We start from the raw sequence: 26,232 nt of genomic DNA on the forward strand, positions 1-26,232 counted from the left end.
TCAAATTAATATAGGCTTTTTAGCAAACTCTTGACTTATAATTCATAATGCATATCTTGTGTAAATAGGAGGCGAATATGAAAGAGTTTATTTTTTATAACCCAACTCAAATTGTTTTTGGTGAAAATCAAACAAAAAATATTGGCAGGTACCTTAGAAATAAAAAATGTCTGTTTTTATATGGTGGTACCAGTATAAAGCAAAATGGTATTTATAATAAAGTGATGGATTCGCTGAAAAAAAACAATGTTGCATTTGTAGAAAAATCTGGCGTAAAACCGAATCCTGTGCTTTCGTTTGTTTATGAAGCAATAGAGCTTGCAAAAAAAGAAAACATAGACTGCATAATAGCAGCAGGCGGTGGCAGCGTCATAGATAGTGCAAAAACGATAGCAGCAGGTTTCTACTACGATGGTGATGTATGGGATTTTTTTATAGATAAGGCTCAAATAAAGCAAGCTCTACCTATTTATGTAGTACTAACCCTTGCAGCTACCGCTTCTGAGATGAACTCAGGCGCAGTGATTACAAATGAAAAAACTAAACAAAAATTTAATATCAGAGGGGATGCTTTGTTTCCCAAAATCTCCATACTTGATCCCACAAACACATACACTGTGCCAAAAAATCATGTAGCAAACGGTAGTGTTGATGCGATCGTGCACTTGCTTGAAGGTTATTTCACAAAAAAATACTTAAGTACTCCAATCCAGGATGGTTTTGTGGAAACACTTGTAAAAACAATTATCTCGTCAACAAAACAGATTCTAAAAGAACCCGAAAACTACGATGCTAGGGCAAACTTTATGTGGTCTGCTACGCTTGCTCTAAATGGTTTAACAACAGCAGGCATTGGTGCATATGCATTCCCAAATCACATGATGGGCCACTCCATTTCAGCATTATTTGATATAGCTCATGGCTCAACATTATCGATTGTTTTTCCAGCATGGCTTAAGTACAATAAAGATAATCTAAGTCAAAGACTACAGCGCTTTGGCAAAGAGGTCTTTGGTATAGATAACCCAGATAAAGCCATAGAAGGACTTGAGAGTTTTTTTGCTTCAATTGGAGCACCAACAAAACTAAAAGATGTGGGGCTAGCTCAAACAGATATCGAAGCTATAGCACAAAATGCCGTATCGCTTGCTCAAAAATGGGGTTTGAATGAGTACACGAAAGAAAAAATTGCAAGCATTTTAAAGTTTGCACTTTAAGGAGGAATATATGCAGGTAAATGCACAAGTGGGCGTAGATGTATTGCAAAAAGCCATCGATACAAATAAAAAGCAAGTAAGTAATTTACTAAAAATGCAGCAAGATGCCCAAAACAAATTGCCAATACAAGCTCAGAAAAATGATACAGTGCCAAAATCTAGTATTCTGGGTAGCTTATTTGATAAAAAAGTATAACTAAGTATGCTTGTTTGGTTTAAAAAATTAAAATTGGAGACATTGAAAGATGTTTAATTGTAGCATTGAGTTTTTGAGTAATACGGCAATTAGCGCACCAAAAGCAGGTGGCAAAGATGATGTATTAATAGCCAATATTTCAAGTAAAACTCAAATTCAACAAATTCTTGAAAAGATGTTTGAAATTTCAAATCGCACAAATTTCTCTTTTTACAAAAGAGACGCTCTTACATGCGAAAATATTGAACATATAATATTTGTAGGTGCAAAAAAGTATTATCACAATTACAACTGCGGTTTTTGTGGCTTTGAAGAGTGCGATGCATGCAAGCAAAATGGTGCATATTGCGCATTAACCATTACAGATTGCGGTATTGCCCTGGGTTCTTTAGTTAAGCTTGCAAGTATTCTAGGCATTGACAACAGAATAATGCTATCGCTTGGCAAAGCAGCCATTGAGCTTGGCATAATAAAAGATGTATTTAGCGCCTACGGTGTGCCACTGTATGTAGGCCCAAAAAATATATTTTTTGATAGAAAATATTAAAACTATTCTAAATTAAAGCTTAAATAATAGTACTCTTGTGAATCAAAGAAAGCAGTATCCGTTAGTTTAAATGGTCTATCATATAACGGACAATAGGTAACAACTGTATGGAATTCCCCTGCTTCGCCTGCTGGGTCAATATGCGGATTTTCTTTTAAAAACTTACTTAAATCATTATCTTTAATAAAGCTATATCCAAGGTAGTCTTTTGATAATTTTGTTTTTTTGCAAGCTATAATAGTGTAGGAAAAACCGTTATCTAACATGTTTTGCACCAAATCTTTACTGTTTTGCTGCCATAGTGGCTCTAAAAATTCTTTATGAGAGTTACTAGCTAAATCTTTTAGCCATTCATAGTGTGGCTCTAAATAAATATCTCCACTTATAATCATATCAACATCAAGTGCTTGCAAAAATTGTACAAATTTACTGTATGCGTTTGACATATCAAATATTAAAAGCTCTGTTTTGCATGAGTTTGCAATAATCTTTAAAGAGTTCAGATTTTCATAGTGAGGAGATAGCCCAATTGTAGTATTCAATAACAAAAAATACTTTACATCTATGGAATTTTTTTGGGCTAAATAGGTGGCAAATAGACCATCTTTGCCACCCGAAAAAAGAGATACAGCTTTCAACTTTATCTAAGATTCTTGTTGAATTTTTACAAGCTCAATCTCAAAATTTAGATTTTTGCCAGCAAGCGGATGATTTCCATCAAGTGTTATTTCATCTTCATTTCTATCAATTACGCTAAAAAGCACAACGCTGCCATCTGGCTGCTGGCCTTGTAGCTTATCTCCAGCTTGCGGATCTAAATCTGGTGGTAGTTGTGATTTGTTGATTACAATTACACGCTCGTTATAGTAGGGACCATAAGCATCTTCTGATTTTACGGTGAATGACTTCTTTTGACCTTCTTCTAAATCAATTACAGCCTCTTCAAAACCCGGTATTATTGATCCATCACCTATTGTAAATTCCAATGGATTCGAATTTATAGATGAATCAAAAACACTACCATCATCTAACTTTCCTACATAATGTACGAAAACCTTATCGCCTTTTTGTGCATTAGCCATGAAACACCTCAAAATATAAAAATTTATTTAGAAACCTTAATCGCCAAATGTAACAACAACAAAACCTAATTGTGCGTTTGTGCTCATGATGGGAACTATTAAGTATGACAAGCCTGGTTGGATTTGTTTGATTGTAATTTCTTTGTAGTCTGTAAACTCTTTTGGGTAAATTTTATTAAATGCTTCACCTTCATATTTCTTGTTGGTTCCAACAAAAACTTTACCTGCTTTAATTAGATTAATATCTTTAAATCCTTTGTGCCTGACAAGTTCATTAAAACACTCGTTAATGCTCTGGTTATTATTCGTCTCTATAGCATTTTTTACAAAATAGCTCAATGGCACAGCTAGGCTTTCAATAAGTGACGTTTTCGTTGCCATTTGTTTGGCATCAAAATTAACATTTAATTGGGCTATTTTGTTTGAAAATGCCAATTCTTGGGCTTTCTTGTAAGAGTTTAACTTTAAGGTGCCATAAAAATAAACACCCACTACAGCAATCAGCAAAATCAAAATTACAATATAGCATGTTTTTTTTGAACCCATAAAGCCTCCTTTTGTTTTACTATAGTTAAACTTTAAAAAATGTCAAGGCTAGTTGGCAGCATTTGCTTTAATTTCTATTTGACAAGCAATACACAAATGTATAGAATGCAACCATTATGAGCATTTTTCATGCAATTATTTTAGGCATTGTAGAAGGCATTTTGGAGTTTTTGCCTGTATCTGCAGCTGGCAATTTGACGCTTGTTGGCAAAGCAATTGGTATACCTTCCAGTGACTTTATAAAAATTTACGAAATTGTTATGCAGTTAGGCGCGGTTTTTGCTGTATTGATTCTATATACAAAAAGACTATTAATAGACCACCAAACCTTAAAAAAAGTTATTTATGCTTTTATACCAACGGGTATTTTGGGCTTAATAGTTTACAAGCCTGTAAAACATTATTTGCTCTACAACGATAAAATTACTGTTATTTCTTTAATTATTGGCGGCATTATTATTATAGCCGTTGAATTATCCAAGAAAAAACCCACCATTAACAGCATAGATCAGCTTAGCGTAAAAAAAGCTATTTTACTTGGCTTTATTCAAGCGCTTGCTTTTATACCGGGCGTTTCACGATCTGGTGCTACAATTGTAGGTGGAATATTGCTTGGTATGGATAGAAAAACTTCTGTTGAGTTTTCATTTTTGCTTGCCATACCAACAATTTTAAGCGCTGGAGGATATGCGCTTTTCAAAGACCATGCGCAAATCACACACAGTGACTTTATGGCTATGGGTGTAAGCTTTGTCACGGCTTTAATATTTGCCATTATAAGCGTTAAGACTTTTTTGCACTTTATTTCTTCTAATAATCTAATGGTATTTGGCTTTTATAGGATAATAGTAGGCGCGGTTTATCTCATCTTCGCTTAAAGCTAAAACGGCTACCCTAAAAAGAGTAGCCTAAAAAATTATAAGTTTAGGGTTTCGTTTGGTTTTAGTATTACAACTTCACATGAAGTTTTAACAGCATTTTTAAATTCTTGTGGATCAGCACTAATTATATCCCATGTGTTGTAGTGGATAGGTAAAACTTTTTTCGGTTTTAAAAACTCTACAGCTTTTGCAGCGTCTTTAATACCCATTGTAAAATTATCACCAATAGGCAAAATCGCCAAATCAAGACCATTTTCGCCAATTAATTGCATATCCAAAAACAAACCTGTATCGCCAGAATGGTAGAATCTTTTACCATCAAGCTCAACCACAAAACCGCAAGGATTGCCAGTGTAGATTATTTTATCGCCTTCTATTACACTGCTACCGTGATGAGCAATGGTGAGTTTTACACAAAAAGAATCACTAAAACGCCTAAAGCCACCTATATACATAGGGTTAACTTTTTGCGCACCTTTTTGTTGACAATATATTGCAAGTTCAAATGGTGCTATAATGGTAGCTTGGTTGTTTTTTGCAATTTCTAGCGCATCTCCTATATGATCTGAGTGGCCGTGCGTTAAAAGAATGTAGTCTACTTTTACATCACTTGGCTTAACTGTTGCCTGAGGGTTTCCTGTTAAAAAAGGATCGACAATAACCGAAACGCTACCTTTTGCCAATACTGCCGAATGACCCAAATAGGTAAGTTGCATAGAGCACCTCCTTTTTATATTTTTCTACTGCCTGGCTTTACAAGTGGAATATTTTCTTTGCATAGTGGACAGTTTTGAGGTTCATAATTAACAATATTTAGTTTTATTAATGGAAAATAATCTAAATCCGTCTTAAATCCTCCGCCCCTATCCACAAGCGCTCCAATGCCTACGATATTTGATGAGTACTGTTTTGCAACATCGATTGTTTCATAAACGCTTTTGCCTGTTGTTACAACATCCTCTACAACAAGCACCCTTTCTTTTTTGTCTATAAAAAAGTTGCGCTTCATAGTAAGCACATTATCAACGCGCTCTGCGAATACACTTCTTGCGCCAAGATGACGTGCCACTTCGTACGAAACCAAAATGGCCCCCATAGCAGGACCAATAACAACATCGATTTGCTTATCTTTAAAATGCTCTGCTATTGATGCACAAAGCTTTTCTGCAAAATTTGGATACTGCAGCACAAGTGCCGATTGCAAATAATACTTGCTATGCAAACCGCTTGTTAGCTTAAAATGACCCTCTAGATAAGCACCACATTGTTTGTAAATATCCAGCGCTCCTTCCTGTGTTAACATTTACATTTCTCCTTTCATATTTTTAATACATTCAATTACCGCTTGTTTTGGATTTTGAGCTTTAATAATGGGTCTTCCAACAACAATATAATCTGCTTTGTTTTCGATGGCAAACCTGGGCGTGTTTGAGCGCTTTTGATCATCTTTTGAGTCGCCCATTCTAATACCTGGCGTAACTACAACAACATCATCAAAAGAGTCTTTTAAGAGTTTAGCTTCATTTGGTGAAGCTACAAAACCCCTAAGGCCAGCATCATAGGCATTTTTTGCCAAACCCAAAATTGTTTCACCCAGAGGTTTCTTTATAAACATACCACTTTCTAAACTATCTTCGTCCATACTTGTTAAAATTGTAATACCAAGCAGTATAGGGCCTGCCTTACCCGTTTGATCTTCAAAGCGCTTCTTGCCAGCAATTGCTGCCTCAATCATAAGCTTTGTGCCTATTGTATGAAGCGATAGCATTGATGCACCAAGCATGCAGGCCTGATAAACAGCCAATTCTACAGTATTTGGTATATCAAAAAATTTCAAATCCAAAAAAAACCTTTTATTTTTAGACTTTATATAGTCAATAATTTTAAAACCATAACCAATAAACGGTGCAAGCCCAATTTTGTAAGTCAACACCTCATCACCTAACTCATCTACAATTGAGCATGCTTGTTCAAACGTATCTACATCAAGGGCAACAATCAACCTATCTTTCATAATGTGCTCCTATACAATCGAGTATTGCGTTTACAATCGCTTTTGACACATCATCGCCGTATTCTTTTGCAATTTCCACTGCTTCGTTTATAACAATGCTTTTAGGTAAATTACTGTATAATAGCTCAAAAGCACCTACCTTAAGGATGCTTATATCAAGGTGGTTAAGTTTTTCATATTCCTCTGAGCATTGCTTGATAAAATTTTCAATTTTGTCTTCAACTCTTATGATACTTTGCACTAACAACTCTAAATCCTCTTTTTCTTTTGGGTTTTTAATCTTTGTCAAACTAAATAAAAATTCGCCCAATGTAAAAGAATCATTTAGTGTTTTTGCATATATAAATTTCATCGCCTCGCTTCTAACTGCCCTTCTAGACATAATCTATATTGCTTCAAACAGACTCATCATCTCAAGCAAAGCAACTGCTGCATCAAAGCCTTTGTTGCCCATTTTAGTACCAGCGCGCTCAATAGCTTGATCTATTGTGTCTGTGGTCAAAACACCGTACGAAACAGGCATTTTTGCTTTTTGGGCCACTTGCGCAATGCCCTTTGTAGTCTCTTGAGCTATAAAGTCAAAATGTGGTGTTGCACCTCTTATAATTGCGCCAAGGCACAGTATCCCGTCAAAATCTTTATCAACAAGCTTTGAGAGCAAGATTGGGATTTCAAAAGCACCAGGCACTTTATAGACGGTTATGTTATCTTTACTGCCATCGTTTCTTACAATTGCATCAAGCGCCCCTTCAAGCAACTTATCTGAGATAAAACTATTAAACCTGCTGACTATAATAGCTATCTTTTTACCTTTTGCACTAAGCAGACCCTCGATATATTTCATATTAGACTCCTTAAACATTGTTTAATATATGACCCATTTTTGTTTTTTTAACGGATAAATAGCATCTATTTACATCATTTGGTTCAATTTCTATAGGTACGCGTTCTACTACCTCTAAACCATAACCCCTAAGAGCTACAATCTTTTTGGGATTGTTTGTCATAAGTCTCATTTTTCTAACACCCAAATCAACCAGCATCTGTGCACCTATGCCGTAATTTCTTAAATCTGCTTTAAAGCCCAACTTTTCGTTTGCCTCCACTGTATCGTAGCCTTCATCTTGAAGCTTGTAGGCTTTAATCTTATTGGATAGGCCAATGCCTCTGCCTTCTTGTTGCATGTAGATCACTACACCTTTGCCTGCTCTTTCTACCATTTTCATAGCTGTGTGCAATTGGTCTCCACAATCACACCTTAGAGAGCCCAAAATATCACCAGTTAAGCAAGATGAGTGAACTCTAACCAACACTGGCTCATCTGGGCTAATATGGCCTTTTACTAACGCCACATGCTCATAATTATCTATAGAGTTTGTATAAACTACTATCTCAAAATCGCCATACTTTGTAGGTAAATGCGCGCTTGCCTGCCTTTTGACAAGTTTTTCTGTACGCATCCTGTATTCAATAATATCTGCAATTGTGGCTATTTTAATGTTATGTTGCTTTGCAAACCCAATCAACTGCTCTGTGCGCGCCATTGTGCCATCTTCGTTCATAATCTCACAAATCGCAGCTGCGGGAATCAAACCAGCCATTTTAGCCAGATCCACACTGCCTTCCGTATGTCCTGTTCTAACAAGCACACCGCCTTTTTTTGCAATCAATGGAAATACATGGCCAGGCTTTACAAAATCTTCTGGTTTTGCACCTGGTTTTATGGCTGTTTGAATAGTAAGCGCTCTGTCTGCTGCAGAAATACCAGTTGTAGTGCCGTATTTTGCATCAATTGACACAGTAAAAGCGGTCCTAAAAGGATCTTCGCTTTCTACCATTAAATCCAAATCAAGTCTATCCAAAATTTGCTTTTCGGCAGGAAAACAAATAAGACCACGCGCGTACTTTGCCATAAAATTTATTGCCTCTTGCGTTGCAAATTGTGCAGCAATGGCTAAATCACCTTCATTTTCTCTGTCTTCATCATCTACCAATATTATCATTCTGCCCGATTTTATTTCTTCTATAGCCTCTTGCGTGGTACAAAAGCAAGAATTTAGACTTGCTGGAAGGTTTTTGTTGTCTTCCATTTTGATAGACGTCAATGTTTTATCAACAGTATTAGTTTTCGTTTCCATAATCACTTCACCTCTTTCAAGTTTTTTAAATAATTCTCTATGTATTTGCCAAAATAATCTGCCTCAATGTTTAATTTATATGCTGATTTTCTAAATTTCAATGCAGTGTTTTCAAAAGTATGGGGAATTACAGCAATCTCAAAGTAACTTTCTGCTAAACTGGCAATGGTAAGACTTACCCCATCTATACATACTGACCCTTTTAAAATTACATAGTTTTTAATATCCCTTGCTAATTCAACCCTTAAAATATAAAACTCACCAGTGTTTTTTATAGATAGCAGTCTAGCCGTGCAATCCACATGACCAAGCACAATGTGACCAGACAATCTATCAGAAAGCCTTAATGCCCTTTCTAAATTCAAATATTCACCTACACTTGCAAATTTTAAGTTTGTTGTATCAAGCGTTTCTTTTGATAAATCAGCCCAAAAACCAAAGGATTCAAGCTTTGTGCACGTTAAGCATGCACCATTTACGGCAATAGAGTCGCCTACTTTTAAATCATCAAGTATATTTTTTGACTCGATTAAAATACTCAAACCGCCGCTTTTTTCACGAATAGATTTTACATGACCAACCTCTTCAACAATACCCGTAAACATTAAAAATCACCTTCAACAATTATATCATTGCCAATTCTTCTACACGTATAGGTTTTTAGATTCTTTACTTCAGAAAAATCCGAGGCTGCCTGAGAACCTATTACATTAAAAGCGCCATAGGAGCCCGTAATTTTTGGTGCGTAGAATAAATGCGCTTTATCGTACAAATTAGCACTCAAAAATGAACCATGAATGCGAGAGCCTCCTTCAACCAAAACACTGCAAATATCTCTTTCCAATAGTTTTTTTGATAAATCAATCAAATCTATGCCATCACCAGATAAAGCGCATTCTATAATATTCACGCCCATTGATTGCAGTATAGATTTTTTATTTAAATCGCTTGAAGCTCTTGTAGCTATGTAAATATTTGTGGGATTAAAACTAAATATTTTAGCAGAAAGAGGTATTTTTAAAAAAGCATCCAGTACAATGCGCTTTGGCTGATTACAGCGCTTTATTCGGCAATTCAAAAGCGGGTCGTCCATCAAAATCGTGTTTATACCCACTAAAACACCATTGTATCTGCTTCTTAGCCTATGTACATACTCAAGGGATTCTGTGGAAGTAATGTAGCGCGATACACCGCCTTTAATGGATATACATCCATTCAGCAACATAGCTGCCTTCATTGCATAAAACGGTCTTTGTTTAGTGATATTTGTAATAAATATTTCATTAAGTTTACAGCAGGCTTCTTCTAAACAACCAACTGTTACATCTAAGCCTTTTCCTTTTAAAAATTGAACTGAACCACTTGCTGTTTTGTTTACATCAAGCATTCCAATAACAACGCGCTTTATATGCGAATTTAGTATTGCAAGCGAACAGGGGGGAGTTTTACCATAGTGATTGCAAGGCTCAAGCGTAACATACATTGTAGCGCCATTAAGCAAAGATTTGTCAGAGACGCTTTTGATTGCGACCACCTCAGCGTGGTCAAGCCCTGCCTTTTTATGATAGCCTTTGCCAATTATTTTGCCGTCTTTTACAATAACAGCACCTACAGCTGGGTTTGGACACGTTTTATATAAACCTTTTTTTGCAAGTTCTATAGCTTTTTTCATAAACATTTCATCTGTATTCACAATTAGAAAATACTAAACTATAAAAGTTTTGTCAAATTTTACAAAAATACAAAAGGCTTTAGCGCACGTAGAAAAAATTAAAGTCCAATACCTTTTTGCCTGGGTTTAAATTGCTCTTTAAAATGTTATAAGGATATAAATATCTCCCAATGTATCTTCTTTTAACCGTTAATGTTTTAATATCTCCGTTGCAAAGCTATGCAGTGGTTATAAATATCTGCGGATATATTTATAAGTCCGTGCAGGCTTTTAAGCCTTTTGGTTTTATATAGTTTATATTTATAAGTTTTAATCACCTTTGCTCCACAATTAACAAAAGCAAATATAATGCAATTAAAAACTTATTGCCTTATATCCCCATAGCTATAGGCTTGTGGGCTTTGCGGCAATTATCGGTAAAGAAAACCTCCACTTTGCCATATCAGTCTGGGTAAATGGATGCATGCAAGCGGTTATCTTATAAATAGTCCTGAAAGAAAAGATCGTTGTGCTCGTGTAGCTGCAAGCGTTGCATACAAGCTTGTAGAAGAACTAAATAAATGGCGCAGGGCAAATACAGCGAAAACATCGCATGGTTTGCATCAGGAAAAGTGTGCATCACAGCACAATTCAACTGCGCAGAATGTCACGGTGCAAAAATTCCAAAACCACCTACATCGCTTAAAAAACTCTAAAGGGGCAGTGAAAAGACTTCATTAAAGGCATTTTAGGAAGCATTGCTGTACTTTCATTTATACCTCTTCTAATAGTTTTTGATCAAAAAATGAGTGAAACGCTATTGAAAAAGCTTAAAGCGATAATTACAAGATGAATTAGATACCTATTTTGTGTAATCAATGCGATAATCCCCTTTGTGTTTGGACGTGCCCAACAGGTGCTAGTTACAAACGCTCAAGCGATGGCATTGTGTTGTGGACTTTAATAAGTGTATTGGGTGTAAAGCTTGTATGGAAGTATGCCCTATGCATGCAAGAAACTTTAGTGATTTAAATAAAACAAACTCTCTAGTTTCTTAAATATTAAAAGAAGCTACATCCTACCATGTTTTAAAGTCGCAAGATGGAACCCTAATTAACGTTTATTATACACAAGATGTTTCCCTATAAAGCTATAGCACTTAGTTTTTTTGCTATGTGTTATAGCTTTTTCATTTATAGCCCTATCTTTTTAACGAAAAATCAATTATAATTTAATAATATAATGACTTAATTACTGTAAGATATTTTTGCAGGAGGTTTTGAAATGTTAAAGCGCATTTTTTTCGTTGCCGTTTCCTTGATGCTGTTTGGTTTCAATTTAGCTATGGCAAAAGTCGGTGTTATGTCAACTTCACAGGTGGCCTCTCTGGTTGGTAAAAAGAATGTAGTTATAGTAGACGCTAGAGATACAAAAGCTTACCTGCAATCTCATTTACCAGATGCCATAAGTTTGCCATCTACCGGTCCCTTATTTGCTATGAAATTTCCAAACGTAAAAGCAAGGAGTATTGCACAAAATCAACAGATACAACACGCTTTATCGGAACTTGGTATGATGCCAAACAACACAGCAATAGTTTATGCTGGGGGTAGAAAAGGTGCTTTTTTCCTTACCAATGCTACTAGGGTAATGTTGGCACTTCATTGGGCTGGAGTTAAGAATGTATATTATATGAATGGTGGCATTGAAAAATGGGTAGATGAAAAAAGACCTATTCAACACAATGTGTTTAAGCTACCAAAATCGCATTTTGTAATTGAACACAACAATCCACACACCTACTGTTTTAGCAATTTTGTAGCTTGGGCTGTCAATAATGAAAATAGAATTCAGATTGTAGATGCAAGGCCTCTCAATCAGTACACAGGAGAACTTACAAGCGATAAGCGTCTTGCCAGACACGGGCATATCAAAGGCGCCATTGATTTGCCAGCATCTGAATACATGAAAAAAGTCAATAACTACTATGTTTTAAAAACACCATTAGAAATTGGAACAATGTTTAAGAAAGGCGGTGTGGATTTAAATAAACCAATTATTTCCTACTGCAACACAGCAAGACTAGGCAGCGGTTTATGGTTTGTAGCAAACGCCTTATTCAATGACAAACTAGTGTGGGTTTACAACGGCTCAATGGTAAGCGCATCAAGAAATCCAAATATACCAATAGTTAAAGGCTCAAACCCTTTTTGATCTTTAATGCCTTGCGATAAGCAAGGCATACTTTTTTAAATCAACTTTTAATTTATTAAATAAAAAATACAAAAAAGTAATCCAGAAAACATTGTATTTTATTAATTATTTAGTAAAATGTACCTTAGATATTTATTTAGGAGGTTTAAAAACGTGAGAAAAAGCGTTATTTCTCTAGCAGCTATTTGTTGTGCTTCTTTTTTGGCTTATGGTTGCTCCACAGCACCTAAAAAGCCGATTGCTGCAAAACCAGCACCGCCAAAGCAAGAGGTTCAAAAACCAACTACTACACCTGCGCCTACCCCCATTACAACACCATCTGTAAGTGAAGAGCAAATGCTAAAAGAAATCTTCCAGCGCATTCACTTTAATTTCAACAAAGCTAACCTAACTCATATTGACAAATGGGGCATTAACCAGGATGTGCCAAAATCTTTAGACGGCATATCAGACTATATGGCAAAACATCCTGATATCAAAGTTAAAATTGAAGGTAACTGCGACGAGCGTGGAACGGAAGCCTACAACCTAGCCCTAGGCCAAAGAAGGGCAGACTCAGCAAAGAATTATCTTGTAATGCATGGAATATCAGCAGACAGAATTGAAACGCTGAGCAATGGTAAACTAAAACCAGTGGATCCGGCACAAAACGAATACGCTTGGGCTAAAAATAGAAATGACCAGTTTGTAATTTTAAATAAGTAGGAGCATCCTGCCCCTACTTGAAGAATTGATGGAGGTATGCTCATCATTTTAAAATATAAGCCGCCTTTTAAAATTAATCAAACTAATTTTACTTTCATTTTACATTAAAGGATTTAATCTCTTTCTAGGTTTCCAATAGGAGGTGTTACTTTATGTTTAAGAAACTTTTAGCTTCTTTAGTGGTAATGGGTCTTATGGCTTCACCCGCACTTGCAGCAACAAAAAAGGTTGAAAAACCAAAAGTAGAAAAGAAAGTTGTTAAGAAAACACCAGTTAAAAAGGCAGTAGCTAAAAAAGCTCCTGTAAAGAAAGCTGTAAAGAAATAACTCAAGGAGAATTATTTTATGCCAAAAGAAAAACCAAAACCAAAGCCAAAAGGCAAGTAATTTCAATTTCTTTGTATGCCGGCCAAAAGCCGGCCATACTTGGTTAACTTTTTAACATTATATAAAAAAGTTTTTGTAATTTCAGTTAATTTCTCTTTCAATAGGCTAAAATTCTAACCAAAAAGTCTTATAAATATTTTAAAAATTCACAATTGGGAGCTAAAATTGCACAATGTGATTTTTTGTATTTGGCTCCACTTGCGAAATCAATATACTATAATTTGGTATTTGAAATTTATAGCGCAAAAGAGGGTTATATAATGAGCTAAATTGTACATGTAAATAAGGCAGTGTACCCTTCTATAAGCAAAAAAGATAGTCAAATTGAATTCGCGACTTTCCTTTACGTTACATTTCTGGCTATCTTTTTTTATTAAAACACATACTTATTTTGCTAATAACGCAGACTAAGTCCGATTTAGCTATCCTTTTGCTCCTTTACATTTGATATCGATTTGCCAATTTCTCTTAAGATATCAAGTGGTATTGGTAAGATTGTAGTGGTATTGTTTGTTGAAGAAATCTCATTTAAGGTTTGTAAATATCGAAGTTGGAGCGCTATAGGGTTTTGTGATATAATGCGCGCTGCTTCGTTTAATTTTTCTGCTGCTTGATATTCACCATCTGCGTTTATGACTTTTGCACGCCTGTCACGCTCTGCTTCTGCCTGGCGCGCCATTGCTCTTTGCATATCTTGAGGCAAATCAATTTGTTTTAGTTCAACAAGCGTTACCTTTACACCCCATGCATCTGTGTGTTTATCAAGAATTTCTTGAATTTCTGAGTTTACTTTTTCTCTTTCTGAAAGTAGTTTATCAAGTTCAGCCTGACCGCAAACACTCCTTAGCGTTGTTTGTGCAAGCTGCTCTACTGCGTAGGCGTAATTTTTTATTTGAACGACGGCGTTTAGTGCATTTACAACCTTAAAATATACAACAGCATTTATTTTGATTGTTATATTATCTTTTGTAATAACATCCTGTGGTTGCACTTCAAGTGTATTAATTCTTAAAGATATTTTTGCCATTCTATCAATAATTGGCCACAAAATAATCAACCCTGGCCCTTTTACACCTATTGCCCGCCCCAGTCTAAAAATCACTGCCCTATCGTACTCCTGGATAATACGTATAGAGTTTAAAATCACAAGCAATAAAAAAATAACAAGAACAATTAACACGATACTTTCCATAAAACTATTCCTCCTTTTTGACAAACAATTGTAGAGACTTTTGTTTAACTACTTTAACTTTTTGTCCAACTTCAATGTCTTCGTCGCTAGATGCTGTCCAAATCTCTCCTTCTATCTCAATCTGTCCCGGGTTGTTTTTTGTTATTGGTTTTTTGCATACGCCTGTTTCTCCTACGAGATTTTCTGTTGTTTTAACGGGAGCTTTTTGTGCTTTTAAGCCAAGAATAACTACAAAAACAACAAAAACAAAAACTCCAATAAAAATGGGGCATACTACATACAAAAACAATGACGGCAAGCCATTAAAGCTTAAATACAAAAAATAAGTACCAATAATAAATGATGTTAGACCTACAAATGTAAAAATACCTCCGCTTGCAAAAAAAATTTCCAAAATTAAAAATGTAAATGATAAAAAAACTAATATCTCGCCTATATCTGCACTCATACTACACACTCGCGCAAGGCGTTTGATCACCTTGTAATTTCTTGATCGTATGTTCAATAGCTCCAAGCACTACGCTAATATTTTCAATAGCTGCTTTTGGGCTTCCTGGTACATTAATAATCAGACTGTTTTTGCGTGTGCCTACGCAGGCTCTAGATACAATAGCTGTGGACGTTTTCTCAAAACTCTTCAAGCGCATTACTTCTTCAAAACCAAAGAGTCTTTTTTCTATCAATTCTAGTGTAACATCTGGGGCAATGTCGCGCGGTGCAATGCCTGTTGAACCATTTGTTACTATTAAATCGATATTGTTGTCGCTCAGTTCTATAAGCTCTTTTTTGAGCATTTCTTTATCATCCGGGATCACTGTGTAGTATGCTAGATCCATATCGTTTAAATTCTTTTGGATAAAATCTATTAGTGCAGGCCCAGTCAAATCTTGTCTTTCTTTGCTATAGCCTTTGTCGGAAAGTGTAATAACAGCAAACTTCATGTTTTAGCCTCCTGCGCAATTTAAATCGTACGCTTTAATTAAACTCGGAAATTTTTCTCTAACATTTTTAGCATACTCAGGATCAATTGAAATAGTTTTGATAGTGGTTTGATTATAAGCGCTACTCAGCAATGTACCGTTTGGATCATAAACACTTGAGTGACCAGCACATATCCATTTGCCAGACTTATCGTTTGCATTGCATGTTGCTACAAACGCTTGGTTTTCAATAGCTCTAGCTGCAGAAAGCTTTCGCCATGCGTTTAGTCTTTCAACAGGCCAAATAGCGCTTACCAGCAACACTTCTGCGCCTTTAAGCGCTGCTTTTCTTAAAATCTCTGGAAATCTCAGCTCAAAGCATATACAAACACCAAACTTTATTCCAAACAAATCAAATGTGTTTTCCTGATTCTTATTGCCTGGACAAAAATAATCATCTTCTTTGGTTACTTCAAAAAGCTTTACCTTAGAATACTTAAGCATTACCTTCTTTTCATACAAACAATAAAATGTGTTAAAGATTTCATCATTAATATTTTCCAAAAATGTTCCGCAGATTGCAATATCAGCAGATTTTTCTAGCAATTTGTTGATATACTCTGGCATCTTTTTTGATAGATTTTGTAGGTTTGGGTAATCAAAACCAGATAAAAATAGCTCTGGAAATAGTACAATCCTGCTGTCAGCACTGCATGCTTTTTCTATCATACCCAAAGAAGTTTCAAAGTTCTTTTCAACATCACCTTCATGCACCTGCATCTGAGCTATACTGATCTTCATATCACCCTCGCAAAAGAAAATTTTCTTTGCCATTTATGCTCTACCATTTTAAGTAATCCATCATTAAGTGGGTAGCCTAGATTCAAAAGCTCATACACATCCCTTTGGGCTTTTTCTAAAAGTTCTCTATCTTTGAGTATATCAGCAAACTCTAAATCTGGCAAACCATGTTGCCTTGTGCTGTAAATCTCGCCGCTTCCGCGCAAAATTAAATCCTGCTTTGCTATCTCAAAACCATCAGTTGTAGAAATCAAAACATCTATACGTCTTTTTGCCAAAGAAGATATTTTGTCTTTTGTTACTAAATAGCAAAACGAATCTAAATCACTTCTTCCGACTCTTCCTCTTAGCTGGTGCAGCTGCGCAAGGCCGTAATTTTCTGCGTTTTCGATAATTATGATTGTAGCGTTTGGGTTATCTATGCCTACCTCAATAACGGTTGTGCTCATTAAACAATCAATTTTCCCCCTTACGAAATCGTGAAAAATTTTGGTTTTTTCTGCACTTTTTACATTTGAGTGCAAAAACGCACAATCAAACTCATTAAAATATCTCTTTTTAACATCTTCAAAACTGCCCATCAAAGAGTCAAAATCCGTTTTTGATTCAGAATCATCAATAAGTGCAAATACTACATAAACTTGGTGTTTCTTTAGTATTTCTTCTCTTGCATGCAAAAAAGCCTTCTCTTCCTGGCTTTTGTATAAGTGAATTGTCGATATGGCTTTTCGATTTTTTGGCATGGAGCGTATTTCAACTACTTTTGTTTTGCCATAAATTGCAAAAGCTAAGCTTCTTGGTATCGGCGTTGCGCTCATAATCAAACAGTAAACACTTTTACCCTTATTAGATATCATTTTCCTTTGATCAACACCAAATCGATGCTGCTCGTCAATAACCAGAAAACCCAGATTATTGAACTCCAGCTTTTCATTTAGCAAAGCATGAGTTCCCACCAGGCAGTGAATTTTAAAATCTTTAACTGCCTGAAAAATTTCATTTTTTTTCTTTGTTGTGTTTATGAGTAGTTCTACCTTAAACCCCTCATTCTCTAGAAACCTTTTTGCAACCGCATATGTTTGCTCTGCAAGACTAGTAGTAGGTGACATTATACAAACTTGATAGTTATTTTTCAATACAGCCAAAGCGCAAATTAAAGCCACTATGGTTTTTCCAGAACCTACGTCGCCTTGAAGTAGTCTTATAGAAGTCTGTGATGCAGACATATCATTTAAGATTACATTGATAGCATGCACTTGGTCAATGGTTAACTCAAATGGTAATTTTTTTTCTACTTTTTGCAAAAAATCTTTATCAATATCTACGCTGATTGATTCATTTTTTTTGTCTTGTTCTTGTAAAGCTAAGCCCAACTGCATTAAAAAAAGCTCATCGTATTTTAAACGTTTTTCTATTCTTTCATCATAGATACTTTTTATGTGTATGGATTCAAATACCTCGCTCAAGAAAGGTAAATTGTTTCTTGTTAAAATAGTATAAGGCAAAAAATCATATAGGGGTTTTGGTGATATAGATAAGTGTTGTTCTATAATTTTTTTCACTGTGGCGTTTTTGAGGTTTCCAAACGAAGGGTAGATTATATCAACGTGTGGCTTAAATGAGCTAAGTGGTCGTATACGTGGGTGGTGCATTTCTCTAAATTGTCCAAATACCGTTATTTTCCCCTCACACACAACAGTTGCGCCTACTTTTATGTTTCTTAGTATGTGCTTTAAAAACTGATTAACATTAAACCATTTGCAATCCAGTTTGCTGCTGCCATCGTCAATCGTTATAGTATAATAATTGCCAGCCTTTTTTAATACAACAGTCCCTTTTACGCATGCATAATCTTGGGCGTTTGCTATGGGCGTTATTTGAGTATAGTGTTCATGTCGCAGGGGTTTTGTTAACAGTAAATCCAAAACACAATAAATGTACCTTTTGTTAAATATTTTTTCTACATAAGGTTTTAAAACGAGTTTTGATAAAAGCCAGTTTGCACATTTGTCAAATTTAATGAGCGAATTTTCTTTTTTAAGGTAGAGATTTGCATTTTTATAATCTTTTATATGTGTATATGTAAGAATTTTTGCTTCCAGTGCATTTAGTATCTGCTTTATTCTTACCATGTTTTAAATTGATACTTCTAACACTTCTTCTATCGTTGTAGTACCATCCAAAACCTTTTTAATGCCGCTTTGCCTGAGTGTTTGCATGCCTTCAGAAATAGCTAGATCGCGGATTTCATCCGTGGGTGAGAGCTCAACTATAGCTCTTCTTATCTGTTCATTTATAGGCATAGTCTCATATATTGCTATCCTACCTTTGTAGCCAGTATTATTGCAAGCGGGACATCCTTTGCCACGGTAAAACACAGTGTCTTTTTTGTCAAGACCTAAACTTTTTATCAACTCTGGTTCTGGCTCATATACGATTTTACAGGAATCGCAAATTTTTCTCACCAATCTTTGTGCTAAAATTAACCTCAGTGATGAAGTAAGCAAATATGACGCAACACCCATATCTATAAGTCTTGCAATAGCACTTGGCGCATCGTTTGTATGCAATGTAGACAAAACCAGATGACCAGTTAGAGCCGACCTTATAGCAATATCCGCAGTTTCAGCATCTCTAATTTCGCCTACCATGATAATATCTGGGTCTTGCCTTAAAAAGGATCGCAGAGCTTTTGCAAATGTTAAACCAATCTCTTCATTTATCTGTAGCTGATTGATGCCTTCTAAATTATACTCTATCGGGTCTTCTGCTGTGAGGATATTTACGCTTGTATTATTTAATAAATTAAGCGTTGCATACAGCGTTGTAGATTTGCCAGAGCCTGTTGGTCCTGTAACCAAAATTATACCATGCGGAGATTTAACTGCTTTTATGTACTTTTCTAAATCTTCTGATTCAAAACCCAGATCATGCAAATTTATCTTTATGCTCGATGAATCCAAAATTCTCATAACACATTTTTCTCCGAATGCAACAGGTACCGTAGAAACCCTTAAGTCGATTTCTTTATTAAGCATTTTTAGTTTTATTCTACCGTCTTGTGGCAACCTCTTTTCTGCTATATCTAAGTGTGACATAATTTTGATTCTTGATACAATGCTTAGGGCAAACTGTTTTGGCAACTTCATTGCTTCTATATTTTTGCCATCAATTCTATATCGAACTTTTACATGATTTTCAAAAGGTTCTACGTGAATATCAGAAGCCCTTGAGATAATTGCATTTTCAATAATAGAATTTACCAGTTTAATCAAAGGTGGGTCGCTTTCTTGTATAATTGACTGACTTTCTTCTTCAACTTCCTCGATAGTTTGTGTTTGCGGCAGGTTTTTAACAAATTCTTCAAGTTTATTATAAATCGTATAGCTTGTATTTATAGCGTTTATTGTATCCTGTGACGTTGTAATATACAAAATTACTTTTTTAATGCCCGTTGTAAACCTAATTTCATCTATTAGGTAAGTGTTTTCTGTTGGGTCAACCACCGCAATATGAAGCTCATTATCAGTTTTTGAAAAAGGTAATATTAATCGTTCCCGTGCTACCTCTTCTTTTATTATCGAAACAACGCTCCTATCAATTAATACGTTACTTAAAACTATTCTTTTTAAGTTAAATTGCTTGCTTAAAACATCGGCAATATCTTCATCTGTAATTAAATTGTGCTCTTTTAAAATTTCCCCCAGGCGCTTATTAGTCTTTTCTTGCTCTTGTATTGCCTGTTTTAATTGCTCTTGTGTTATTTTTTGATTATTTAACAATAACTGTCCAATTAAAGACACACAAAACACCTCTTTTATTTAATTTTAGCATGTTTTTATAAAAATAACAAATACAGCTTGTTAAACCAAACTATTTAAAAAATGCAAAATTTTTAATTAATTTGACTTTTAAGGCTGAATCTTTTAGTATAGGCGCAAGAAAAAATTTTTAGGAGGTACAATTTAATGGGTCATGGAAAAGTTGTAAACGTTTCTGATGCATTAAGCGTCATCAAAGATGGTGATGTTGTAGCCATCTCAGGGTTTAATTTGTCTACGGCACCAGAGTATTTGATCTTGGAGCTTTTTGAACAGTACAAAAAAACAGGTCATCCAAACAATCTATTTATTATTTCAGACACACTGCCTGCGGTAGCAGACAGAGGCCTTGACAAAGTTTTTGGTGAACTTTATCAAGACAAAGACCAAAAATTTATTAGGGGCACTTTAATGCCTTTTATTGGTTGGTCGCCCGCTTTGATGAAAATGACGCTTGAAAACAGGATCGAGGTGTATTCTTTTGCTATTGGTACAACTTCTTACTGGTTTAGGGAAGTTGCAAGCAACAGACCAGGATTATTATCAAAAGTTGGTATTGGGACATTTTTAGATCCAAGAATTGACGGTGGCGCTTCAAATGAAATTGCAAAAGAAAAGAAAACCTGTAAAGTAGATGTACTTACTATAAATGGCGAAGAATGGCTATTGTACCAGGCGCCAACACCAGATGTAACGCTTATTAGAGGCACAACTGCCGACGAAGACGGCAATATTTCAATGGAAGAAGAAGGTATCTATGGCACAGTGCTTAATATGGCACAAGCTGCCAAAGCTCTTCCCAATCAGGGCAAAGTTATTTGCCAGGTAAAGTATGTTGCGCGAAAGGATACCATACCAACAAGAGAAGTTATCGTCCCTGCACCACTTATTGACTACGTTGTAGTAGCACCAGATGCAGAAAAATACCATAAAATATCTGGTAGCTATGTGTATGATCCAAGGCTTGCTGGTCATGTAAAAGCTAAAAAAACTAAAGAACTAGAAGAACTCTTGCCAGCACCAAATCAAATAAGGGATAGGATAGCAGCAGGAAGAATCTTAATCGAAGTCATGAAAACTGCCGCAAAATTAAAGAAACCATTATTTGGTAACCTAGGTATAGGTATTCCTGTATATGCATCGTGGCTTGCGGGAGAATTAGGCTTAAGTAATTTGCTTGCACTAACTGTTGAGCCTGGACCTATCGGCGGGATTGCATTAGTTGGGCCAGATTTTGGCGTTGCTATATCACCACAGGCAATAATTCCAATGCCTGATATGTTTACAAACTATGAGGGTGGCATTATAGATTTTGCAGCTTTAGGGTTTATGGAAATTGACTCAAAAGGCAATTTAAATCCATCATATAGTTCAACAAAAGTATCAGGACCAGGTGGTTTCCCTGTAATTAGCTCAGGATCGCCAAGAACATTCTTTGCTGGAGGTTTTACTGCTGGCAAGTTTGATATAGATGCTGCTAAAGGAAAATTGATAATAAAATCTGACGGAAATATATTAAAGTTCAATGAAAAAATTGTAAAAATTGTATTTAGTGGTCCTCAGGCTGTAAAGGCAAAAAAAGAAATACTGTACGTCACAGAAAGAGCCGTATTTGGCTTGAATGAAAATGGCCTGATACTTAAAGAAATTGCACCAGGTGTTGATTTAGAAAAAGACATCCTGGCAAAAATGAACTTTAAGCCTCAAATTGCTAATAAACTTGAAACAATGCCTGAGTGCTTGTTCCATCCAAGCTTAGACCCGCTTAAAGAACACATCGACGATATATTAGAAGAGGCTGGGTTAATTTAAAAATAATCAAAATCAAGAAGGGCTTAAACCCCTCTTGATTTTTTTAGTACATTTGTTTACACTAGAATAAAAAAATGGGGGGTTAAGATGACAGTTTTAGAAGCAATAAAGTCAAGGAAATCTACACGAGCATTTTTAGACAAGCCAGTGGAAAAAGAAGTGCTTTATAAGTTGTTTGATATTGCTAGATTTGCACCATCTGGCCACAATGTTCAACCCTGGGAGATTTTGGTATTAACAGGTCAAACTAAAAATAAATTAAGCGATGCTTTAGTAGAAGCGGTAAAAAGCAGCGTTGAAAGGCAATACGATTATATATACGAAGTAAAAGATATGCCACAATACATTAAAGATAGGCGCAGAGCTTGTAATACAAGGGTTTTTGAATTCAAAAACTTAGACCCAAAAGATAAAGTTGCTCTTCAAGAACACATATTAGAAAACTTTAGGTTTTTCAATGCACCTGTTGAATTACTTCTATTAAGAGAAAAAAACTTAGGCGAAAACACATTTATAGATATTGGCATTATGGCACAAACTATAATGCTGCTTGCTTTGGAATTTGGCCTAGCTAGTTGCCCAAAAACATCCATTGCAGCATATGCTCCTGTTATAAAGAAAACACTCAATATACCAGACACAAAAATGGTTATAATGAGTATTTCACTTGGATATCCAGATAACAATGCTTACATCAATAAGCTAACGATGGACAGAATAGCTGTAGGGGATTTTGTCACTTTTTTAGATTAGGTTTAGTCCTTTTTGAAAATTAGCTTAAGTGGGCAACCTGTAAACTTAAACATAGAATATAATTGATTTTTGATATAGTGCTCAAAATTTTTGGGCACTTTTTCTGTATTTGTAAAAATCACAAATGTGGGCGGTTTCGTTTCAACTTGATTTATATATTTTATCTTGATAGGTTTTGAATTTATATTTATTGCAGGATGCGTTTTTGATAAAACGTGGAGAGCTTCATTTAAATCGTGCGTGGGGATTCTTTTGTTGTAGTAATCCTCAACAATCTGTATATTTTTAAAAATTTTATCAATATTTTTTGATTCTTTGGCGCTAACTCTCAAAAATGGCGCAAATTTTACAAAAGAAAGCCTGTCTTTTAATTCTTTAAAAACCTTATCATGATCTTTTTCTACTAAGTCCCACTTGTTAAGCACAACTACAATACCTTTGTGTTTTTGCTCAAGCAAAGAAGCTATTCTTAAATCTTGCGTTTTTACACCCTCAATAGCATCAATCACTAAAAGTGCTATATCGCATCTTTCGATAGAAAACAAGGCTAGATATGACGCTAATTTATCAAGACTTTCTTTTTTTAATTTTAGTCTTAAGCCTGCCGTATCAACTATTTTGTAAGTTCTATTATTATACCTAATAAAACTATCAACGCTGTCTAGCGTTGTACCAGCCTGTGGGGCAACAATTGAGCGCTCTTTTTTTAAACATGCATTAAAAAGGCTAGATTTCCCTACATTGGTCCTACCCACAAAGGCTAATTTTGTATCTGAATCATCAATTTTAATACTTTTGTTTATAAGCTCATAAAGCCTTTCTTTGAGTTTATCTATATTAGTTTTGCGTTTTGTTGAGATCAATATCGCATCTTTAAAACGCATAAATTCATAAAAAAAATTATCATTTTTTTCATCAACTTTATTAACCACTATAATGTATGTTTTTTTGAGCTTTACAATCATCTTAAACAATGATATGTCAAAATCACTTAATGGTTCTTTTGCATCAAAGACAAGGATCACAATATCGCTAGACTCAATAGCCTCTTGTGTTTGTAAATTAATTTTTTTTGATAAAGCGTAGTCTTCATCATTGAGCCCACCTGTGTCAATAAGCATTGCATTTTTATCTTTAATGGTTAAATAATCTGCTATTGTATCGCGTGTTGTGCCAGGCATCTTGCTTATTATGCTTTTGTTTTTAGCTACAAGTAAATTAAAAAGACTCGATTTACCTACGTTGGGTTTACCTACAATGGAAATTATCATACAAACCAATTTTCAGATTCAAAATTTTTAGAAGGTATCTCAATAAGTATGTCTTTATTTGTTGGAAATCTTTCTATAATTTTATTTTCATGCTCAATATTAATATAAAAGAAAACTTTCTCTTTTTCATGTACGCCCAAAAAATCTTTTGAAATTTTAATCTCCAAGATTTTATTTATTGCATAGTCAAAAAATTTTTCTTGGGCTATAATTTTGCCATTTCTGTCAAATCTCTGAATGTAGCTTTTTTGGTTTGACAAAGAAAGGCATGTCTTAACATTATCGAATATCTCTATGCAGATTGTATATTGATCCAGTATATTGGATTTTAAGTTATTAAAGTCTATCCTCAAAAAAATATCATTTTCATTAAAACCATAGTAAATTTTCTTAATCATTCTATCTGAAACGCTCATCGCAGATTCAAGCTCTACAAACTCGCCTGCACCAGTCCATTCAAAATAAGAGCTAATAACACCATCAATTTTAGGGTTAATGAAGCTAATAGGACTTTTGCTTTCTAAGGTACTCAAGCGCTTTTTAATTGGTATATATAGCTCTCGTGGGGGAGTTTTTTTATCAAGCATATAAGCCTTTATAAGCATACTTCTAAATAAATTATCAAACAAAACATCATCTGTAGAAGAATGATCTGCCCCATACCACCAGTTCCAATCGCTGCCTTGTGCTTTGTATAACTGATTTATGCTAGCTTTATTTGTTGAAAGACGCTCGCGAGCTTTATTGAGCAAGTCCCACGCTTTATTATCCTCATCATCTCCTATCCATATATTAAAATTAGCCCCAATCCATGAACCTGGCCAGATTTTGCCAAATTTGAGCTCTTTGGCATCTTTTAGTTCCAAATACTCATCTGGCGTAATAATTTCTATATCAGTGTCTTTTTGCAAACTATCATACAGATAATTTAAAAAATCATAGCCATTGTTATCGTAGTACTCCCAGGCATTTTCACCATCCAAAATAACGCTAACAATGGATTTTGGCCCGCTTCGTGACTCTACGGCTTTTATGGAATTTAAAAAGTCTTCCACTGCGTCTTTGTAGTGCATATGAGAGTACACAAATCCTATTTTATCAGACAATGTATGGTCTCTAAAAAACATATGCAATGATAAGTTATTATTTTCGTATAAATATGGTGCATGTATATCACTAAAGCCTGAATTCTTTATGATTTGCTCGTCTGTAGCTGCAAATTTGAAACCACACTCAGCAATTAAGCATAAAGCTTCATCACTAACTGAACCTTCTGATGGCCACATACCGTCGATTTTAGATTCAAAAATTCGCTCCATATATTGCTTTGCGACTCTTATATGCCATTTTGCATCTTCTTTGTAGCTAAATTTTTGTGGTAGCTTTATATTTGGGTTTGAAACTTTTGCTATATCACTATCAATAAGTAGCGGCAAAATCGGATGATAAAAAGGTGTCGTAGTTAAACAAATATCACCGTTTTTAAAAGCCTTTTTATATTCTGGTACAATGGATTGAAGAATTTGAAGTTGCCTATTAAGCAAGTATTGCTTTTCTTCTTCGCCTGCTGCACTTAAATTCTCCTCAATTTTTTTTATTGTATCGTCTTTTTGAAGATTGCCAAGCCATGAAAGCAAATAAGCTATTTCACAAATTAAAATCTCTTGATTGCTAAAAACATTCAGAATATTTGAGGTGGCGTTTTGCTTTTTATGATAAAGCTGCCTATATTTAGGAGTTTTTTGTATAATGTGCGAACCTATCTTAAAAGAGTCTTCCAGTACAAACAATTTTTGTTTATCAGTCAGTTCAGAAACTGGCTTTAAAAGAAGACTCGCTGTGTTTTCGCACTCCAGATTCTTATAAGACAAAATCTGATTAACAAGCACGGGCGTTAAATTAAATGTTACCTTTGCATTGTTATTTTGAGCAATTTTTAACATATCAAGGTAGTCTTTGGATGCGTGAAGCCTTACCCAGCTAGCAGCATATTTACCTTCAATATCGTCTTTGTAATAGGGCTGATGCATGTGCCAAACAAAAGAAACAAATACCATAACTGATTATTATAATCTTTTTAAAAAT

The 26,232-nt window shown here is 35.0% G+C and carries 30 protein-coding genes and 1 pseudogene; 12 read left to right on the plus strand and 19 right to left on the minus strand.

Translation table 11 applies throughout. The annotated features are described in order from the left end of the window. Positions 1-77: 77 nt before the first annotated feature. The 3 genes from DESAMIL20_RS08965 to DESAMIL20_RS08975 are packed head-to-tail and all read left to right on the plus strand — an operon-like array spanning position 78 to position 1,960. A complete protein-coding gene (locus DESAMIL20_RS08965) occupies positions 78-1,217 on the plus strand; it encodes an iron-containing alcohol dehydrogenase (RefSeq protein WP_086034514.1) in 1,140 nt (379 codons plus the stop codon). 10 nt (positions 1,218-1,227) lie between these two features. Continuing rightward, complete coding sequence (locus DESAMIL20_RS08970; RefSeq protein WP_086034515.1) at positions 1,228-1,413, plus strand: putative motility protein; 186 nt, start codon at positions 1,228-1,230, stop codon at positions 1,411-1,413. A gap of 49 nt (positions 1,414-1,462) precedes the next feature. Further along, a complete protein-coding gene (locus tag DESAMIL20_RS08975) occupies positions 1,463-1,960 on the plus strand; it encodes a DUF2148 domain-containing protein (protein ID WP_086034516.1) in 498 nt (165 codons plus the stop codon). A 2-nt stretch (positions 1,961-1,962) separates the two neighbouring features. Here the strand turns inward: DESAMIL20_RS08975 and DESAMIL20_RS08980 are convergent, their stop codons facing one another. From DESAMIL20_RS08980 to DESAMIL20_RS08990, 3 genes are read right to left on the minus strand one after another with little or no spacing between them, the layout of a single operon-like run. Next, positions 1,963-2,598, minus strand: a complete 636-nt coding sequence (locus DESAMIL20_RS08980; RefSeq protein WP_086034517.1) for a PAB0415 family putative ATP pyrophosphatase — start codon at positions 2,596-2,598, stop codon at positions 1,963-1,965. 6 nt (positions 2,599-2,604) lie between these two features. Next, positions 2,605-3,042, minus strand: a complete 438-nt coding sequence (locus tag DESAMIL20_RS08985; RefSeq protein WP_086034518.1) for an FKBP-type peptidyl-prolyl cis-trans isomerase — start codon at positions 3,040-3,042, stop codon at positions 2,605-2,607. 36 nt (positions 3,043-3,078) lie between these two features. Continuing rightward, positions 3,079-3,588 carry a hypothetical protein gene (locus DESAMIL20_RS08990; RefSeq protein ID WP_086034519.1) on the minus strand — a complete coding sequence of 170 codons (510 nt, stop codon included), beginning with the start codon at positions 3,586-3,588 and terminating at the stop codon, positions 3,079-3,081. Between the two features lie 116 nt (positions 3,589-3,704). Here DESAMIL20_RS08990 and DESAMIL20_RS08995 point away from each other — a divergent pair, with 116 nt between their 5' ends. Further along, positions 3,705-4,466, plus strand: a complete 762-nt coding sequence (locus DESAMIL20_RS08995; RefSeq protein WP_086034520.1) for an undecaprenyl-diphosphate phosphatase — start codon at positions 3,705-3,707, stop codon at positions 4,464-4,466. Positions 4,467-4,504: 38 nt separating this feature from the next. Here DESAMIL20_RS08995 and DESAMIL20_RS09000 read toward each other — a convergent pair whose 3' ends face one another. The 8 genes from DESAMIL20_RS09000 to ribD are packed head-to-tail and all read right to left on the minus strand — an operon-like array spanning position 4,505 to position 10,314. Next, positions 4,505-5,185 (minus strand): metal-dependent hydrolase, encoded by a 681-nt coding sequence (locus DESAMIL20_RS09000; RefSeq protein ID WP_086034521.1) that lies wholly within the window; start codon positions 5,183-5,185, stop codon positions 4,505-4,507. 14 nt (positions 5,186-5,199) lie between these two features. Further along, positions 5,200-5,772: an orotate phosphoribosyltransferase gene (gene pyrE, locus DESAMIL20_RS09005; protein ID WP_086034522.1), complete on the minus strand. Its 573-nt coding sequence runs from the start codon at positions 5,770-5,772 to the stop codon at positions 5,200-5,202. Continuing rightward, entirely contained in the window at positions 5,773-6,483 is a 711-nt protein-coding gene (gene pyrF, locus DESAMIL20_RS09010; RefSeq protein WP_086034523.1) for an orotidine-5'-phosphate decarboxylase, read from the minus strand. Next, positions 6,473-6,865: a transcription antitermination factor NusB gene (locus DESAMIL20_RS09015; RefSeq protein ID WP_086034524.1), complete on the minus strand. Its 393-nt coding sequence runs from the start codon at positions 6,863-6,865 to the stop codon at positions 6,473-6,475. Before DESAMIL20_RS09015 ends, pyrF begins: the two co-directional genes overlap by 11 nt. 3 nt (positions 6,866-6,868) lie before the next feature. Beyond that, positions 6,869-7,327, minus strand: a complete 459-nt coding sequence (gene ribH / locus DESAMIL20_RS09020) for a 6,7-dimethyl-8-ribityllumazine synthase (RefSeq protein WP_086034525.1) — start codon at positions 7,325-7,327, stop codon at positions 6,869-6,871. A 10-nt stretch (positions 7,328-7,337) separates the two neighbouring features. Next, positions 7,338-8,573, minus strand: coding sequence for a bifunctional 3,4-dihydroxy-2-butanone-4-phosphate synthase/GTP cyclohydrolase II (locus DESAMIL20_RS09025; protein ID WP_086034748.1), 1,236 nt, complete (start codon positions 8,571-8,573; stop codon positions 7,338-7,340). Between the two features lie 50 nt (positions 8,574-8,623). Further along, the gene (locus DESAMIL20_RS09030) at positions 8,624-9,226 is read right to left on the minus strand and encodes a riboflavin synthase (RefSeq protein WP_086034526.1); all 603 of its coding nucleotides are present in this window, start codon (positions 9,224-9,226) and stop codon (positions 8,624-8,626) included. After that, positions 9,226-10,314 carry a bifunctional diaminohydroxyphosphoribosylaminopyrimidine deaminase/5-amino-6-(5-phosphoribosylamino)uracil reductase RibD gene (gene ribD, locus DESAMIL20_RS09035; RefSeq protein ID WP_143340266.1) on the minus strand — a complete coding sequence of 363 codons (1,089 nt, stop codon included), beginning with the start codon at positions 10,312-10,314 and terminating at the stop codon, positions 9,226-9,228. Before ribD ends, DESAMIL20_RS09030 begins: the two co-directional genes overlap by 1 nt. Positions 10,315-10,752: 438 nt before the next feature. Between ribD and DESAMIL20_RS09040 the strand changes: the two genes are divergently transcribed. The 6 genes and pseudogenes from DESAMIL20_RS09040 (at position 10,753) to DESAMIL20_RS09060 (ending at position 13,517) form a co-directional block, all read left to right on the plus strand. Continuing rightward, on the plus strand, positions 10,753-11,013 hold the full coding sequence (locus DESAMIL20_RS09040; protein ID WP_086034528.1) for a hypothetical protein: 261 nt from the start codon (positions 10,753-10,755) through the stop codon (positions 11,011-11,013). Between the two features lie 126 nt (positions 11,014-11,139). After that, a pseudogene (locus DESAMIL20_RS10880) lies at positions 11,140-11,187 on the plus strand (hypothetical protein); the annotation flags it as partial. 38 nt (positions 11,188-11,225) lie between these two features. Next, on the plus strand, positions 11,226-11,330 hold the full coding sequence (locus DESAMIL20_RS10885) for a 4Fe-4S binding protein (protein WP_409212533.1): 105 nt from the start codon (positions 11,226-11,228) through the stop codon (positions 11,328-11,330). Positions 11,331-11,556: 226 nt separating this feature from the next. Continuing rightward, a complete protein-coding gene (locus DESAMIL20_RS09050; protein WP_086034529.1) occupies positions 11,557-12,486 on the plus strand; it encodes a sulfurtransferase in 930 nt (309 codons plus the stop codon). A gap of 153 nt (positions 12,487-12,639) precedes the next feature. After that, on the plus strand, positions 12,640-13,191 hold the full coding sequence (locus tag DESAMIL20_RS09055; RefSeq protein ID WP_158090572.1) for an OmpA family protein: 552 nt from the start codon (positions 12,640-12,642) through the stop codon (positions 13,189-13,191). Positions 13,192-13,343: 152 nt separating this feature from the next. Beyond that, complete coding sequence (locus DESAMIL20_RS09060) at positions 13,344-13,517, plus strand: hypothetical protein (RefSeq protein ID WP_204218593.1); 174 nt, start codon at positions 13,344-13,346, stop codon at positions 13,515-13,517. Positions 13,518-13,995: 478 nt separating this feature from the next. Here DESAMIL20_RS09060 and DESAMIL20_RS09065 read toward each other — a convergent pair whose 3' ends face one another. The 6 genes from DESAMIL20_RS09065 to DESAMIL20_RS09090 are packed head-to-tail and all read right to left on the minus strand — an operon-like array spanning position 13,996 to position 20,293. After that, entirely contained in the window at positions 13,996-14,769 is a 774-nt protein-coding gene (locus tag DESAMIL20_RS09065; RefSeq protein ID WP_086034531.1) for a slipin family protein, read from the minus strand. A 4-nt stretch (positions 14,770-14,773) separates the two neighbouring features. Further along, entirely contained in the window at positions 14,774-15,217 is a 444-nt protein-coding gene (locus DESAMIL20_RS09070) for an NfeD family protein (protein ID WP_086034532.1), read from the minus strand. Position 15,218: 1 nt separating this feature from the next. Then, complete coding sequence (locus DESAMIL20_RS09075; protein WP_086034533.1) at positions 15,219-15,710, minus strand: MogA/MoaB family molybdenum cofactor biosynthesis protein; 492 nt, start codon at positions 15,708-15,710, stop codon at positions 15,219-15,221. Positions 15,711-15,713: 3 nt separating this feature from the next. Next, on the minus strand, positions 15,714-16,490 hold the full coding sequence (locus tag DESAMIL20_RS09080) for a nitrilase-related carbon-nitrogen hydrolase (protein ID WP_158090573.1): 777 nt from the start codon (positions 16,488-16,490) through the stop codon (positions 15,714-15,716). After that, complete coding sequence (locus DESAMIL20_RS09085) at positions 16,487-18,622, minus strand: ATP-dependent DNA helicase RecG (RefSeq protein WP_086034535.1); 2,136 nt, start codon at positions 18,620-18,622, stop codon at positions 16,487-16,489. The genes DESAMIL20_RS09080 and DESAMIL20_RS09085 overlap by 4 nt, the downstream gene beginning before the upstream one ends. 3 nt (positions 18,623-18,625) lie before the next feature. Further along, on the minus strand, positions 18,626-20,293 hold the full coding sequence (locus tag DESAMIL20_RS09090) for a GspE/PulE family protein (protein ID WP_086034536.1): 1,668 nt from the start codon (positions 20,291-20,293) through the stop codon (positions 18,626-18,628). 165 nt (positions 20,294-20,458) lie between these two features. Here DESAMIL20_RS09090 and DESAMIL20_RS09095 point away from each other — a divergent pair, with 165 nt between their 5' ends. Both DESAMIL20_RS09095 and DESAMIL20_RS09100 read left to right on the plus strand, forming a co-directional pair. Continuing rightward, the gene (locus DESAMIL20_RS09095) at positions 20,459-22,123 is read left to right on the plus strand and encodes an acyl CoA:acetate/3-ketoacid CoA transferase (protein ID WP_086034537.1); all 1,665 of its coding nucleotides are present in this window, start codon (positions 20,459-20,461) and stop codon (positions 22,121-22,123) included. Positions 22,124-22,210: 87 nt separating this feature from the next. Next, the gene (locus DESAMIL20_RS09100; protein ID WP_086034538.1) at positions 22,211-22,876 is read left to right on the plus strand and encodes a nitroreductase; all 666 of its coding nucleotides are present in this window, start codon (positions 22,211-22,213) and stop codon (positions 22,874-22,876) included. A gap of 2 nt (positions 22,877-22,878) precedes the next feature. On the opposite strand, the gene der is transcribed toward DESAMIL20_RS09100, so the two are convergent. After that, a complete protein-coding gene (der, locus tag DESAMIL20_RS09105; RefSeq protein WP_086034539.1) occupies positions 22,879-24,147 on the minus strand; it encodes a ribosome biogenesis GTPase Der in 1,269 nt (422 codons plus the stop codon). Beyond that, a complete protein-coding gene (locus tag DESAMIL20_RS09110) occupies positions 24,144-26,204 on the minus strand; it encodes a glycoside hydrolase family 57 protein (RefSeq protein WP_086034540.1) in 2,061 nt (686 codons plus the stop codon). The genes der and DESAMIL20_RS09110 overlap by 4 nt, the downstream gene beginning before the upstream one ends. Positions 26,205-26,232 lie beyond the last annotated feature (28 nt).

The sequence above is a fragment of the Desulfurella amilsii genome (assembly GCF_002119425.1).
Classification (GTDB): Bacteria; Campylobacterota_A; Desulfurellia; order Desulfurellales; family Desulfurellaceae; genus Desulfurella; species Desulfurella amilsii.

What these genes read in the sequence shown, in the direction of transcription:
- DESAMIL20_RS08965 (WP_086034514.1), top strand. Translation starts at nt 78, where the DNA reads ATGAAAGAGTTTATTTTTTATAACCCAACTCAAATTGTTTTTGGTGAA.
- DESAMIL20_RS08970 (WP_086034515.1), top strand. Translation starts at nt 1,228, where the DNA reads ATGCAGGTAAATGCACAAGTGGGCGTAGATGTATTGCAAAAAGCCATC.
- DESAMIL20_RS08975 (WP_086034516.1), top strand. Translation starts at nt 1,463, where the DNA reads ATGTTTAATTGTAGCATTGAGTTTTTGAGTAATACGGCAATTAGCGCA.
- DESAMIL20_RS08985 (WP_086034518.1), bottom strand. Translation starts at nt 3,042, where the DNA reads ATGGCTAATGCACAAAAAGGCGATAAGGTTTTCGTACATTATGTAGGA.
- DESAMIL20_RS08990 (WP_086034519.1), bottom strand. Translation starts at nt 3,588, where the DNA reads ATGGGTTCAAAAAAAACATGCTATATTGTAATTTTGATTTTGCTGATT.
- DESAMIL20_RS08995 (WP_086034520.1), top strand. Translation starts at nt 3,705, where the DNA reads ATGAGCATTTTTCATGCAATTATTTTAGGCATTGTAGAAGGCATTTTG.
- DESAMIL20_RS09000 (WP_086034521.1), bottom strand. Translation starts at nt 5,185, where the DNA reads ATGCAACTTACCTATTTGGGTCATTCGGCAGTATTGGCAAAAGGTAGC.
- pyrE (WP_086034522.1), bottom strand. Translation starts at nt 5,772, where the DNA reads ATGTTAACACAGGAAGGAGCGCTGGATATTTACAAACAATGTGGTGCT.
- pyrF (WP_086034523.1), bottom strand. Translation starts at nt 6,483, where the DNA reads ATGAAAGATAGGTTGATTGTTGCCCTTGATGTAGATACGTTTGAACAA.
- DESAMIL20_RS09015 (WP_086034524.1), bottom strand. Translation starts at nt 6,865, where the DNA reads ATGTCTAGAAGGGCAGTTAGAAGCGAGGCGATGAAATTTATATATGCA.
- ribH (WP_086034525.1), bottom strand. Translation starts at nt 7,327, where the DNA reads ATGAAATATATCGAGGGTCTGCTTAGTGCAAAAGGTAAAAAGATAGCT.
- DESAMIL20_RS09025 (WP_086034748.1), bottom strand. Translation starts at nt 8,573, where the DNA reads ATGGAAGACAACAAAAACCTTCCAGCAAGTCTAAATTCTTGCTTTTGT.
- DESAMIL20_RS09030 (WP_086034526.1), bottom strand. Translation starts at nt 9,226, where the DNA reads ATGTTTACGGGTATTGTTGAAGAGGTTGGTCATGTAAAATCTATTCGT.
- DESAMIL20_RS09040 (WP_086034528.1), top strand. Translation starts at nt 10,753, where the DNA reads ATGCATGCAAGCGGTTATCTTATAAATAGTCCTGAAAGAAAAGATCGT.
- DESAMIL20_RS09050 (WP_086034529.1), top strand. Translation starts at nt 11,557, where the DNA reads ATGTTAAAGCGCATTTTTTTCGTTGCCGTTTCCTTGATGCTGTTTGGT.
- DESAMIL20_RS09060 (WP_204218593.1), top strand. Translation starts at nt 13,344, where the DNA reads ATGTTTAAGAAACTTTTAGCTTCTTTAGTGGTAATGGGTCTTATGGCT.
- DESAMIL20_RS09065 (WP_086034531.1), bottom strand. Translation starts at nt 14,769, where the DNA reads ATGGAAAGTATCGTGTTAATTGTTCTTGTTATTTTTTTATTGCTTGTG.
- DESAMIL20_RS09070 (WP_086034532.1), bottom strand. Translation starts at nt 15,217, where the DNA reads ATGAGTGCAGATATAGGCGAGATATTAGTTTTTTTATCATTTACATTT.
- DESAMIL20_RS09075 (WP_086034533.1), bottom strand. Translation starts at nt 15,710, where the DNA reads ATGAAGTTTGCTGTTATTACACTTTCCGACAAAGGCTATAGCAAAGAA.
- DESAMIL20_RS09080 (WP_158090573.1), bottom strand. Translation starts at nt 16,490, where the DNA reads ATGAAGATCAGTATAGCTCAGATGCAGGTGCATGAAGGTGATGTTGAA.
- DESAMIL20_RS09085 (WP_086034535.1), bottom strand. Translation starts at nt 18,622, where the DNA reads ATGGTAAGAATAAAGCAGATACTAAATGCACTGGAAGCAAAAATTCTT.
- DESAMIL20_RS09095 (WP_086034537.1), top strand. Translation starts at nt 20,459, where the DNA reads ATGGGTCATGGAAAAGTTGTAAACGTTTCTGATGCATTAAGCGTCATC.
- DESAMIL20_RS09100 (WP_086034538.1), top strand. Translation starts at nt 22,211, where the DNA reads ATGACAGTTTTAGAAGCAATAAAGTCAAGGAAATCTACACGAGCATTT.
- der (WP_086034539.1), bottom strand. Translation starts at nt 24,147, where the DNA reads ATGATAATTTCCATTGTAGGTAAACCCAACGTAGGTAAATCGAGTCTT.
- DESAMIL20_RS09110 (WP_086034540.1), bottom strand. Translation starts at nt 26,204, where the DNA reads ATGGTATTTGTTTCTTTTGTTTGGCACATGCATCAGCCCTATTACAAA.